We start from the raw sequence: 12,779 nt of genomic DNA on the forward strand, positions 1-12,779 counted from the left end.
CGGACATCCCGGGGTGACGCGCGTCATAACAAGACAGTCACATCATCGCCTGGACCTCTGCCACCCGTCGCGCCCCGCCCTTAGAGTCACAGCCAGTCACGGCCCCGTGGGATGTACGCCGCACCCACACGGCCATTCCAGGTTCATCCGGCGAGGACACGGCACCCCCTGAACCCGGGGTGCCGGGGCCATGGAAAGGATTCCTCGTGCGACACCGTTCCTTGCTCATCATGACGACCGCCATCACCGCGGGCGCCCTCACTCTCAGCGCCTGCGGGTCGCGGGACGACAAAAACGACAGTGGCGGCAAGGACAGCAAGACGACCGTGGTCATCGGTGTCGACGCCCCGCTCACCGGCTCGCTGTCCGCTCTCGGCCAGGGCATCAAGAACTCCGTCGACCTCGCGGCGAAGGTGGCCAACAAGAACAACGAGGTGGACGGGGTCACCTTCAAGGTCAAGTCCTTCGACGACCAGGCCGTGCCCTCCTCGGGCAAGGCGAACGCGACCTCGATGGTCGACGACGAGGACATACTCGGCGCGGTGGGGCCGCTCAACTCGGGCGTCGCCCAGTCCATGCAGGGCGTCTTCGACAGAGGCGACCTCGCCCAGGTCTCCCCCGCCAACACCAACCCGGCCCTGAGCCAGGGCGACGACTGGGCCTCGGGCAAGAAGTCGCGCCCCTTCAAGACCTACTTCCGCACCGCGACCACCGACATCATCCAGGGCCGCTTCGCCGCGCAGTACTACTACAAGGACGCGAAGAAGCGGAAGGTCTTCGTCATCGACGACAAGCAGGCGTACGGCAACGGCCTCGCCACCATCTTCGCCGAGGAGTTCAAGCGCCTCGGCGGCAAGATCGTCGGCCGGGACCACCTGACCGTCAAGGAGACCGACTTCTCCGGCATCGCCAACAAGGTGAAGTCCTCCGGCGCCGACTCGGTCTACTTCGGCGGGCAGTACCCCGAGGGCGGTCTGCTGTCCGACCAGGTCAAGCAGGCCGGCGCGCAGGTCCCGATCATGGGCGGCGACGGCATCTACGACCCCGCCTTCATCAAGGCCTCGGGCACCAACAACGACGGTGACCTCGCCACCTCCGTCGGCTACCCGGTCGAGCAGCTCGACTCCGCCAAGACGTTCGTGAAGAACTACGCGGACCAGCACTACAAGGACCCGTACGCGGCCTACGGCGGCTACTCCTACGACGCCGGCTGGGCCATCATCCAGGCCGTCAAGGCCGTGGTCGAGGACAACGACGGCAAGCTCCCGGACGACGCCCGCGCCAAGATCACCGAGGCGCTCGGCAAGGTCTCCTTCGACGGTGTCACCGGCAAGGTCTCCTTCGACCAGTACGGCGACACCACCAACAAGCAGCTGACCGTCTACAAGGTCACCAAGGGCGCCTGGAAGTCCGTGAAGAGCGAGACCTTCAAGGACTGACCCCCGGCAGCGATCGCACACCCACGAAACGAATCCGCGCGAGGGCGTACCCATCGCCCTCGCGCGGCGTCATATCCGACACGCTCATCGGAGGCCCTGCGGTGCACGAACTGCCGCAAACGCTGGTCAACGGCCTGACCCTTGGCGCCCTCTACGGCTTGATCGCCATCGGGTACACCATGGTCTACGGCATCGTCCAGCTCATCAACTTCGCCCACGGCGAGATCTTCATGATCGGGGGCTTCGGGGCCCTCACCATCTACATCTGGCTGCCCAGCGGCACCGCGCTCTCCCTCGCTCTGCCCCTGATGCTGATCGGCGGCATCGTCGCCTCGGTCGCCATCGCCACCGCGGCGGAACGCTTCGCCTACCGGCCCCTGCGCGGCGGGCCCCGGCTCGCCCCCCTGATCACCGCGATCGGTCTGTCCATCGCACTGCAACAGGCCGTCTGGGCCTTCTACCCCGACGCCAAGAAGCCCCGCAGCTTCCCGCAGTTCGAGGGATCGTCGTTCGAGATCCTCGACAATCTGCACATCCAGCGCGGCGACGCCTTCCTCCTCATCGCCGCCCCGCTGTGCATGCTCGCCCTCGGGCTGTTCGTCTCCAAGAGCCGGGCCGGCCGCGCCATGCAGGCCACCGCGCAGGACCCCGACACCGCCAAACTCATGGGCATCAACACCGACCGCATCATCGTGATGGCCTTCGCCATCGGCGGTGCGTTCGCCGCCGTCGCCGCCCTCTCCCACGGGCTCAAGTACGGCCAGATCAACTTCGAGATGGGCTTCATCGCCGGTCTCAAGGCGTTCACCGCCGCCGTGCTCGGCGGCATCGGCAACATCTACGGCGCCATGCTCGGCGGCGTCGTCCTGGGCGTCGTCGAGGCCCTGGCCATCAAGTACATCCAGGACATCCCCGGGATGGACCAGCTCGGCGGCGGTGCCTGGAAGGACGTATGGGCCTTCACCCTGCTCATCGTCGTCCTGCTGGTCAGGCCACAGGGTCTGCTCGGCGAACGCGTAGCGGACCGGGCGTGAGGGAGTGAACCGATGACCACCGACAAGACCCAGCCCACCGCCGTGCGCAAGGCCGAGACCGGCGCACCCGCCCCGCGCACCACCCTGCTCCGGGCCCTCACCGCGGCCGGCGGCGCCGCCGCCGTCGTCTCCACCTTCCTGGCCTGGACCTGGACCGCCGAATTCCCCGGCGATCTGACCGTCTACGGCTACCCCGGCGGACTCCAGCTCCTCACCCTCGTCCTCGGCATCGCCACGGGCGTCTTCGCACTGGCCGCCCTCGACCTCAAGGGCCTGCGCTGGCTCACCCCCAGCGGCTCCACCCAGGCCCTGCGGATGCTGGCCCTCGGCACCTTCGCCGTCACCTGGTTCACCGTCATCGCCATCGCGGTGGATCTGGACGGCCTGGTCAACCTGGAGCCCGGCGGCTGGATAGCCGCCGTGGTGACGGCCGTGCCCGTGGCCACCACCTTCCTGCTCCCGGACGACAGCCGCCCGCTGTGCCGCCCCGAGAAGCTGCCCTCCTGGGCCGAGATCCTGATCATCGCGGCGGTCTTCGCCGTCGGCCTCTACGTGGTCAACTACGGCATCCAGACCGACAACGACCACCCCGAGCCGTTCCTCGGCTACCTCATCGCCGTCGGATTCGCCGCCGTCGCCCTGGTCAAGGCCGGGCTCATCAGCCGGATCAGCGAGCTCACCAGCTCCTACCGATCCGTCACCCTGGTGGCGGCGCTGATCACCGCGATCGTCTTCCCGTTCTTCCAGGACAAGTCCAGCTTCACCGAACTGGGCGTCAACATCGCCATCTTCGCGACCGTCGCCCTCGGCCTGAACATCGTCGTCGGCCTCGCGGGCCTGCTGGACCTCGGATACGTCGCCTTCCTCGGCGTCGGCGCCTACACCGCCGCCCTGGTCTCCGGCTCCACCGCCTCGACCATCGACGTCAGGTTCCCGTTCTGGGCCGCCGTGATCACCGGCGGTGTGGTCTCCCTGATCTTCGGCGTGGTCATCGGCGCCCCGACCCTGCGGCTGCGCGGCGACTACCTCGCCATCGTGACCCTCGGCTTCGGAGAGATCTTCCGTCTCGCCATGCTGAACCTCGACGGCACCTCCGGCCCCTCCGTCACCAACGGCCCCGACGGCATCCCCAACATCCCCCCGCTGGAGATCTTCGGGTTCAACTTCAACGACGACCACAGCGTCGGCGGAGTCACCCTCGACTCCAACGGCAACTACTACCTGCTGATGCTGCTGGTCACCGTGGTCGTCGTGCTGATCTTCAGCCGGGCGGGCAACTCCCGTATCGGCCGCGCCTGGGTCGCCATCCGCGAGGACGAGACCGCCGCCACCGCCATGGGCATCAACGGATTCCGGGTCAAGCTCATCGCCTTCGCGCTCGGCGCCACCCTGGCCGGGGTCGCCGGTGCCGTATGGGCCCACTTCCAGTCCACGGTCGTGCCCGAGCAGTACGTCTTCGCCGGACCCGTCCCGCCCAACTCCACCTTCCTGGTGGCCGCCGTCATCCTCGGCGGCATGGGCACCATCGGCGGCCCGCTGCTCGGCGCCACCCTGCTCTATCTGATCCCCAAGAAGCTGGAGTTCCTCCAGGACTACCAGCTCCTCGCCTTCGGTATCGCGCTCATCCTGCTGATGCGCTTCCGCCCCGAGGGGATCGTCCCCAACCGGCGGCAGCAGCTCGAGTACCACGAGACCGGCCAGCTCGACGTCCCCGGCGCCACCGGACTCAAGGACAGTGCCGTCGGCGTCACCAAGGCGGAGGCATGACAGCGATGACCACCACCACGACCTCCCCCGTGCTCACCGCCACCGGCGTCACCATGCGCTTCGGCGGGCTCACGGCCGTCCAAGCGGTCGACCTCGACGTCCACCCCGGCGAGATCGTCGGCCTCATCGGGCCCAACGGCGCGGGCAAGACCACCTTCTTCAACTGCCTCACCGGTCTCTACGTCCCCACCGAGGGCAGCGTCGCCTACCGGGGCACCGTACTGCCGCCCAAGCCCCACCTCGTCACCCAGGCGGGCATCGCGCGCACCTTCCAGAACATCCGGCTCTTCGCCAATATGACCGTCCTGGAGAACGTGCTCGTCGGCCGCCACACCCGCACCAAGGAGGGCCTGTGGTCGGCCCTGCTGCGCGGCCCCGGCTTCAAGCGCGCCGAGGCCGCCTCCAAGGACCGTGCCATGGAACTCCTGGAGTTCACCGGCCTCGCCGACAAGGCCGACCACCTCTCCCGCAACCTCCCCTACGGCGAGCAGCGCAAGCTGGAGATCGCCCGCGCCCTCGCCAGCGACCCCGGGCTGCTGCTGCTCGACGAACCCACCGCCGGAATGAACCCCCAGGAGACCCGCGCCACCGAGGAACTGGTCTTCGCCATCCGGGACCTGGGCACCGCCGTGCTCGTCATCGAGCACGACATGCGCTTCATCTTCAACCTCTGCGACCGGGTCGCCGTGCTCGTCCAGGGCCAGAAGCTCGTCGAGGGCACCTCGGAGGTCGTCCAGAGCGATGAGCGCGTCGTCGCCGCCTACCTCGGCACCCCCTTCGAGGGCGCGCCCGGCGCGGAGGAGGCCGCCGAGGTCGAGGCCGCGGAGGCCGGGGCCACGACCGGAGCCACGGGCGGGGCCACGCAGGACGAGGCCCAGCGGGGCACCACAGCACGTACGGAGGACGGACAGTGACCGCACTGCTCGAGGTCGAGGACCTACGGGTCGCCTACGGCAAGATCGAGGCTGTCAAGGGCATCTCGTTCAGCGTCGAGGCCGGACAGGTCGTCACCCTCATCGGTACCAACGGCGCGGGCAAGACGACCACGCTGCGCACCCTGTCCGGCCTGCTCGAGCCGCTCGGCGGGGAGATCCGCTTCGACGGCAAGCCGCTGCGGGGCGTCCCCGCGCACAAGATCGTCGCCCTGGGGCTGGCCCACTCGCCCGAGGGGCGGCATATCTTCCCGAGGCTGTCGATCGCCGAGAACCTCCAGCTCGGAGCGTTTCTCCGGAAGGACGCGGACGGCATAGCCGCCGACATCCAAAAGGCGTACGACCTCTTCCCCATCCTCGGCGAGCGCCGCAACCAGGCGGCGGGCACCCTCTCCGGCGGTGAGCAGCAGATGCTCGCGATGGGCCGCGCCCTGATGTCCCGCCCCAAGCTGCTGATGCTCGACGAGCCCTCGATGGGCCTCTCGCCGATCATGATGCAGAAGATCATGCAGACCATCGCCGAGCTCAAATCCCAGGGCACGACGATACTGCTGGTCGAGCAGAACGCCCAGGCGGCGCTGTCACTGGCCGACCAGGGCCATGTGATGGAGATCGGCAAGATCGTGCTGTCGGGGACGGGCGAGACGCTGCTGCATGACGAGTCGGTGCGGAAGGCGTACCTCGGCGAGGACTGAGGGCCAGGGGCTTGGCCGCACCGGAAGCGGTGCGGCCAAGCCCTTTGTCCGTCTGCGGCTCAGGCCGTTCCGGCCACGTGGTACATCGCGTAGAGAATGGTCGGCAAAACGCCGATCAGCGTCCCGAGGGCGATGATCACCGCGGGGAGACGTCGCGTCGCCCGCAGCACCCTGGCCACGTAGCCGACGAGGGCAAAGAAGGCCAGGATCACTACGACCCCGGCCAACAGCCACGCTAAGGAATCCGGATACACCGCTGCACTCTCCTTCGACTGTGCCTAGTCCAGGTCAACTCCCCGCGCACGACAAGAAAGACCCCATGCGGGCCTTGGTAGGAGGCCCGGATCACTTCACGAACGCACGGCGAGTCAGAAATGAAGGTAGCCGAAGTAGCCTGAGTTGGGCCAGAGTTACCAGGAAAACACAGCAAGGCAGGGCTCCCGGGCTACCACCCCCGGAAGGCCCTGCCTGATTGCACGCTGGACTAGGCATGCCGCAAGCGCGCTGGTCTACCAGAGTGCCCGCATCATGTGGACGATTGATGAACGTCTTGATACGGCAGCACCCTCCGCGCTCTCCCTTGATCTCCCTCTGATTCCGCTCTGCTCTCGCTCTACAGTCACTTAACGCCTACTAAGTGTACTGCTAGGCTGGCTTTCATCAATCGCCGATCGTGGGAGGGGTGAAGGCGATTTCCCTCCAGTTCGGACTCCTGGGCCCCGTTGAGGCGAGTCGTAACGGCGAGCACGTCACCTTGGGTCCTCCCCAACGGCGAGCGGTTCTCGCCATCCTGCTTCTCTCAGCACGACAAGCCGTCACGATCGCCGCTTTGCGGGAGCGCATCTGGCCAGGCCCGCCTCCGGCATCCGCCACGCAGGCCCTGCATGTGCACATCCACCATCTGCGGCAGCTGCTGGGTCAGTTCACCGACGGAACGAACGGCGCCGCACCTCGCCTGGCGACCCATCCGGGCCACATCCCGGAACAGGTGAGCTACGTTCTGCACACCGCCCCGGACTCCGTCGACGTCACCGGCTTCCAACGTCTGCTGGAGGACGGCGAGACGGCCCACACCGAGGGCGACACCCACACCGCTCTCACCCACTACGACACCGCACTGAGGCTGTGGCGAGGCCAGCCGTTGGCCGAGCTCCAACCCTCCGCCTATGTTCTGAGCACCCGGCAGGGCCTCGCGGACATCCACCTGGATCTCAGCAAGCGGCGAGCGGCCGCCCTGTTGGAGCTGGGTGCCACCGCCCGGGCCACAGCCGATCTCCAAAACCTGCGTACCCAGCACCCAGGTGACGAGAGCATCGTCGTCCTACTGGCCCGCGCCCTGTGCGCGACCGGGTCGGAATCCCGCGCCCTCCGGCTCGTGACCGATGAACTCGACCGCTGGGACCGCGAATACGGTCTACGGCCCCTCTCTCTCCTGGATCAGCGGGACAGCATCGTCCACGGCAGCCGTTCCAAGGGGACCTCATGAGGACAGAGGCACACCTGCTCGGCCCCGTCCAACTCGTCGTGGATGGTATCGACGTCACCCCGCCATCAGTGCGCGCCCGCACCTTCCTCACATCGCTCCTGCTGCGGTGCGGGCAGACCGTCCCCATCGAAACGCTCAGCGAAGAGCTCTGGGGCGGTTCCCCGCCTGCCACGGCGCGGGCTCAAGTGCACACCTACGCCAGCCGACTACGGAGTCGAATCGACCAGGCGGGCGGGCCGGGCGCCGGGCGCCGTCTGGTGGCGACACACTCCGTCGGCTACACCTTGTTGGCGAACCCACAGCACCTGGACCTGACCCGGTTCACCCGACTTCTCGACGACGCCAGAAGCCGGTTCGACGAGGGCCTTGACGAACGCGCACACGAACTGCTGAGCGCAGCGAACGAATTGTGGCGTGGCCCCGCCCTCACGGGCATCGCCGCCACCCCCCGACTCGCGGCCCAGGCACGACGCTTCGAAAATCTGCGCCTGGAGGCGCTGTCTCTGCGCATCGACACCGAGTTGCGTCTCGGTCGTCACACCCGGGCGATCGCCGAGCTGCGCGCACTCGCCGAAGAACATCCGGATTACGAGCCGTTCCGCGCCCAGCTCGCCCGAGCGCTGCACGAGCGCAGCCGCGCCGCTGAAGCCCCGGACACCTTCCGGCAGGTGTTTCGCTCTCCCGCGGGCAACCCACGGGACACGCCCTACCCGCCGGCGCCGCCCCCCACAGAGACGCAGCGAACTCCGACGAGCCCATCGCCGCGCCCCCTCGCTCACCCGGCCACCGGCCAGGAAACGCCTCACGAACCGGGACCCCTTCGCTTCACCGTGCTCGGGCCGGTCCGGGCCATTCGAGGCGAGGAGCAGCTCAACACCGGCTCACCGCAGCAGCGGGCAATGCTCGCCACGCTGCTGCTACGCGGCGGACAGACGGTGACCGCGCCGGAACTGATCGACGCCGTGTGGGGCGATGACCCGCCCGAGGTAGCCATCGCCGCGCTGAGAACGTACGCCTCGCGGCTACGAAAGGCTCTGGGAGCCGACTCGGATGTACTGGTCAGCGAATCCGGCGGATACGCGATCCGCACCGCACCAGGCGCACTCGATGTCGATGTAGCCGAACAGCTGGCCGCCCAGGCAGAGAAGGCGGGGCAGTCCGGCGACCGAGTCCGGGCACGAGAGCTGATCAACAAGGCGCTCAGCCTGTGGAACGGCGAGGCGCTGGCCGGACTGCCCGGTCCGTACGCGGAGACACAGCGCTCGCGTCTCGCGGAATGGCAGCTCTCACTGATCGAAACGCGCCTCGACCATGACCTGGAGCTCGGCCTCCACACCGAGGCGGTCTCCGAGCTCACGGCGCTGACCGCCGCACACCCGCTGCGCGAGCGTTTGCGTGAACTACTCATGCTGGCGCTCTACCGCAGCGGCCGACAGGCCGAGGCATTGGCCGTCTACGCCGACACCCGGAGGCTGCTGGCCGAGGAACTCGGCGTGGACCCGTTGCCGGAACTCAGCGATTTGCAGCAGCGCATCCTTGAGGCGGACAAGACGTTACTTCCCTCCGGCACGCCGGAAAGCGACCGAGCCGACCCGGCACCCCCGCCACCGGTCCCCCTCCAACTCCCGGCCGACACACCGGACTTCACCGGCAGCACCACATTCGTCCATGAGCTGAGCGAGCAACTGGCCACCCCCAACGGACGCGCCACCGCCGTATGGGCCATCCACGGGATCGCCGGAATCGGCAAAACGGCACTGGCCGTCCACGTAGCGCACGCCGCGCGTCACCTCTTCCCCGACGGACAGCTCTATGTCGACCTTCAGGGCTCGACGCCGACCGCCGCCGCCCCAGGAGCCGTCCTGGGCTCCTTCCTCCGCGCCCTCGGCACCCCGGACCACAGCATCCCCGACGGCGTCGAGGAACGCGCCGCCCTCTATCGCTCCAAACTCGGCGGCCGCCGCGTGCTCACCCTCCTGGACAATGCCCGCGACGCTGCCCAGGTACGGCCGCTGCTGCCCGGGATCGAGGGTTGCGTCACTCTGGTCACCAGCCGCACCCGCATGATCGACCTAGCGGGCGCCCATCTCGTCGACCTCGATGTGATGAGCCCCGAGGAAGCGCTGGCACTCTTCACTCGCATCGTAGGCGTCGAGCGGGTCGAGGCGGAGCGCGACGCCGCCATGGACGTGGTGGCGGCCTGCGGCTTCCTCCCCCTCGCCGTCCGTATCGCCGCCTCCCGGCTCGTGGCACGCCGCACCTGGACCGTATCCACCCTGGCGCGCCGGCTCGGCGACGAACGACGGCGGCTGGACGAACTACGGGCGGGCGACCTGGCGGTCAAGGCCACCTTCGAGATGGGCTACGGTCAGCTCGAAGCGCAGCAGGCCCGGGCGTTCCGGCTGCTGGGGCTGGCGGACGGCCCGGACATCTCGCTCACGGCGGCCGCTGCCGTCCTCGACATGGATGTTTCTGACGCCGAGGACCAACTCGAATCCCTCGTCGATACCTCGCTGCTGGATTCCGTAGTACCCGGTCGCTACCGCTACCAGGACCTCGTACGCCTCTTCGCCCGAGCCTGCGCCGAGCGTGATGAGCGACCAGCGGACCGGGACGCGGCCGTGAGCCGCCTACTCGACTTCTATCTCGCCACGACGGCAGGTGTGTACGCACGGGAACGACCCGGCGACCGGCTGATCAAGCACCTCGCGCCCACCAGCCACCCAGGCCTCGCCTTCTCGGACGACGACGCCGCACTCGACTGGCTCTTCAGCGAGGGCGACTGCTTGTTGGCATGCGCCGCTCAGGCCGGCTCCGGCGCGACGCTGCGCCGCGCGACCGACCTGCTTCTGATCGCGTCCGACCTCGCCGAGTCCGGATCCCACACCCACCGGTACGCGGCCCTGGCCGCAAGACTCAGCGCGACCGCCCGGACCAGCGGAGACCCGCAGGCCGAAAGCCGCGCACGGAGCGCCCTGGCCCGCGCCCTCAGCCTGCGCGGACAGCACCAGGAGGCCGACGAACAGGCGCGGCAGGCCATGGACATCGGCCGCGCGGTGGAGGACCCGGCCGTTATCGGCCGCCTCCCGAATCTGCGCGGTGTGACCGCGATCCTTCTGAAACGGTTCGACGAGGCGGAGGCCCACCTCCTCGAGGCCATAGACGCCTTCCGCGCCGACCAGGACCGACCCGGTGAGGCTGCGGCACTGTGCAACCTGTCCCGGGTACACATCGAGCTGGGTCGCACCATGAATGCGATCGACGTAGCCCAGCAAGGCGTCAGGATCTACGAGAGCCTGGGGCTCGGCTTGCGCCTCGCAAACGGAAAGTACGCGCTCGGCCAGGCACTGATCTCGGCCGGGCGGGGTCCGGAAGCGTTGGAAGCCCTCACCGACGCGGGCAGCCTCTTCCACGAGAGCCGTCAGCGTCTGTGGGAGGGAATGACCCACTACCGGCTGGCGGAGGTGCAGCTCGCACTTCACCATCCGGCAGAGGCCGCCGCACATGCCGAGCAGGCCCTCGCCCTGGGCGCAATCGGCGGCGAATGGCGCCGTGCCATCATCCTCACCTTGCTGGGCAAGGCACTGATGGAACTCGGAGAACGCGATCGCGCCGATGCCTGCTGGCGCAAGGCGCTCTCCATCCACGAACGACTGGGAGAAGCCGAAGGCGACGACGTACGCGTACTCCTCGCCCAGGCTTCCCAACCGGTCCGCGCTACTCCTCCTTGGCGGCCTTCTTCTCCGCCGCGTCCTCGATGACGGCCTCCGCCACCTGCTGCATCGACAGCCGGCGGTCCATCGAGGTCTTCTGGATCCAGCGGAAGGCGGCGGGCTCGGTCAGCCCGTACTGGGTCTGGAGGACGCTCTTGGCCCGGTCGACCAGCTTGCGGGTCTCCAGCCGCTGGGAGAGGTCGGCGACCTCCTGCTCCAGGGTTTTCAGCTCGGTGAAGCGGGAGACGGCCATCTCGATGGCCGGGACCACATCGCTCTTGCTGAACGGCTTCACGAGATACGCCATCGCCCCGGCGTCCCGGGCCCGTTCGACCAGTTCGCGCTGGGAGAAGGCGGTCAGCATCAGCACGGGGGCGATGCGGTCGGCCGCGATGCGCTCGGCGGCGGAGATGCCGTCGAGCACCGGCATCTTCACATCGAGGATGACGAGGTCGGGGTGGTGCTCCTGGGCGAGCGCGACAGCCGTCTCCCCGTCGCCCGCCTCGCCGACGACGGAGTACCCCTCCTCCTCGAGCATCTCCTTCAGGTCGAGGCGGATGAGGGCCTCGTCCTCGGCGATGACGACGCGGGTGGTGTGCGGCGGAATGTGCGACTGCTCGTCGACGGGCTCGGTGGCGCTCACGGGGCTCCTCGTTCCTGGCAGGTGCTGCACCTTGAGCCTACCTGCGAGACGAGATCGGCTCGCACACGGTAAGCTGTCCGCGCTGAAACTCCTCGCCGGGTTGGTGGAACGGTATACACGGAGGTCTCAAACACCTCTGCCCGAGAGGGCTTGCGGGTTCGAATCCCGCACCCGGTACTCACAATCGTGAAGCGGAAGCTCACGTTCGCGTGGCACGGCCCGAATTCACCACAAGGCCGCACCCACGAATGCGACGCTCAGATCATGAGCGATTACAGTCCGTCGATTCGATACGACGCTGTGATGTTGATGCGACAAGGCTTTGCCAATCGTGACGTGGCCGAGCTTCTCGGAGTCCCACGAGGCACCGTTGGCTGGTGGCGGCATCAGGACCGAAAACGACGGGGCGAGCCCTTTGTACAGCCGACGGACTGCCCTAAATGCACCAACAGGGCATTCGACCAGCCAGCGTATGCGTACCTGCTGGGCCTCTACCTCGGCGATGGCCATATCGTCTCCAAGCCCAAGCAGCACCATCTGTCCATCTTCTGTGCCGACGCCTGGCCCGGTCTGATCGACGAGGCCGAGACCGCCATGCGCAAGGTGATGCCCCTGCCCAGCGTGCAGCGGCGGCAGAAGAACGGCTGCGCCGAGGTGAAGTCGTACACCAAGCACTGGACGTGTATGTTCCCGCAACATGGGCCGGGGAAGAAGCATGACCGCGTCATAGCGCTGGAGCTGTGGCAGCAGTCGATCGTGGACGCTCACCCATGGGAGTTCGTCCGCGGACTATTCCACTCCGACGGCTGCCGCATCACCAACTGGACCACGCGCATCGTCGCCGGGGAGCGGAAACGCTACGAATACCCTCGCTACCTCTTCACCAACAAGTCCGACGACATCCGCAAGCTCTGCTCCGACACCCTCACCAAGGTCGGCGTTGAGTGGACGACACTCGCGCGCGGCAGCGATCCGTTCAACATCTCCGTCGCCCGCCGGGCTTCCGTCGCCCTCATGGACAAGCACGTCGGGCCGAAGTACTGAACCAGTACTTCGGCCCCAAGGTAGCG

10 protein-coding genes, 1 tRNA gene and 1 pseudogene are annotated in these 12,779 nt (G+C 67.8%); 10 read left to right on the top strand and 2 right to left on the bottom strand.

Translation table 11 applies throughout. From position 1 onward, the window contains the following. Positions 1-206 precede the first annotated feature (206 nt). The 5 genes from ACT2CW_RS15975 (at position 207) to ACT2CW_RS15995 (ending at position 5,867) form a co-directional block, all read left to right on the top strand. Entirely contained in the window at positions 207-1,439 is a 1,233-nt protein-coding gene (locus tag ACT2CW_RS15975; protein ID WP_164434187.1) for a branched-chain amino acid ABC transporter substrate-binding protein, read from the top strand. 101 nt (positions 1,440-1,540) lie between these two features. Beyond that, on the top strand, positions 1,541-2,473 hold the full coding sequence (locus ACT2CW_RS15980) for a branched-chain amino acid ABC transporter permease (RefSeq protein WP_164434188.1): 933 nt from the start codon (positions 1,541-1,543) through the stop codon (positions 2,471-2,473). Positions 2,474-2,485: 12 nt separating this feature from the next. Further along, the gene (locus ACT2CW_RS15985; RefSeq protein ID WP_182468983.1) at positions 2,486-4,240 is read left to right on the top strand and encodes a branched-chain amino acid ABC transporter permease; all 1,755 of its coding nucleotides are present in this window, start codon (positions 2,486-2,488) and stop codon (positions 4,238-4,240) included. After that, positions 4,237-5,154 (top strand): ABC transporter ATP-binding protein, encoded by a 918-nt coding sequence (locus tag ACT2CW_RS15990; protein WP_164434190.1) that lies wholly within the window; start codon positions 4,237-4,239, stop codon positions 5,152-5,154. The genes ACT2CW_RS15985 and ACT2CW_RS15990 overlap by 4 nt, the downstream gene beginning before the upstream one ends. Continuing rightward, positions 5,151-5,867 carry an ABC transporter ATP-binding protein gene (locus tag ACT2CW_RS15995; protein ID WP_164434191.1) on the top strand — a complete coding sequence of 239 codons (717 nt, stop codon included), beginning with the start codon at positions 5,151-5,153 and terminating at the stop codon, positions 5,865-5,867. Before ACT2CW_RS15990 ends, ACT2CW_RS15995 begins: the two co-directional genes overlap by 4 nt. A 59-nt stretch (positions 5,868-5,926) precedes the next feature. On the opposite strand, the gene ACT2CW_RS16000 is transcribed toward ACT2CW_RS15995, so the two are convergent. Continuing rightward, positions 5,927-6,121, bottom strand: coding sequence for a hypothetical protein (locus tag ACT2CW_RS16000; protein WP_191067824.1), 195 nt, complete (start codon positions 6,119-6,121; stop codon positions 5,927-5,929). Between the two features lie 428 nt (positions 6,122-6,549). On the opposite strand from ACT2CW_RS16000, the gene ACT2CW_RS16005 reads away from it, so the two are divergent. From ACT2CW_RS16005 to ACT2CW_RS16015, 3 genes and pseudogenes are all read left to right on the top strand, one after another. After that, a complete protein-coding gene (locus ACT2CW_RS16005) occupies positions 6,550-7,353 on the top strand; it encodes an AfsR/SARP family transcriptional regulator (RefSeq protein WP_445517053.1) in 804 nt (267 codons plus the stop codon). Continuing rightward, a pseudogene (locus tag ACT2CW_RS16010) lies at positions 7,350-8,012 on the top strand (AfsR/SARP family transcriptional regulator); the annotation flags it as partial. The gene ACT2CW_RS16005 and the pseudogene ACT2CW_RS16010, both read left to right, overlap by 4 nt. 171 nt (positions 8,013-8,183) lie before the next feature. After that, entirely contained in the window at positions 8,184-11,114 is a 2,931-nt protein-coding gene (locus ACT2CW_RS16015) for an AfsR/SARP family transcriptional regulator (RefSeq protein WP_445517363.1), read from the top strand. Here ACT2CW_RS16015 and ACT2CW_RS16020 read toward each other — a convergent pair. After that, a complete protein-coding gene (locus tag ACT2CW_RS16020; protein WP_198279539.1) occupies positions 11,071-11,709 on the bottom strand; it encodes an ANTAR domain-containing response regulator in 639 nt (212 codons plus the stop codon). The genes ACT2CW_RS16015 and ACT2CW_RS16020 overlap by 44 nt on opposite strands. A 94-nt stretch (positions 11,710-11,803) precedes the next feature. Here ACT2CW_RS16020 and ACT2CW_RS16025 point away from each other — a divergent pair. Both ACT2CW_RS16025 and ACT2CW_RS16030 read left to right on the top strand, forming a co-directional pair. Further along, a tRNA-Leu gene (locus ACT2CW_RS16025) sits at positions 11,804-11,886 on the top strand. 87 nt (positions 11,887-11,973) lie between these two features. Then, complete coding sequence (locus tag ACT2CW_RS16030; protein WP_445517054.1) at positions 11,974-12,753, top strand: helix-turn-helix domain-containing protein; 780 nt, start codon at positions 11,974-11,976, stop codon at positions 12,751-12,753. Positions 12,754-12,779 lie beyond the last annotated feature (26 nt).

This window comes from Streptomyces sp. NEAU-174 (assembly GCF_052665095.1).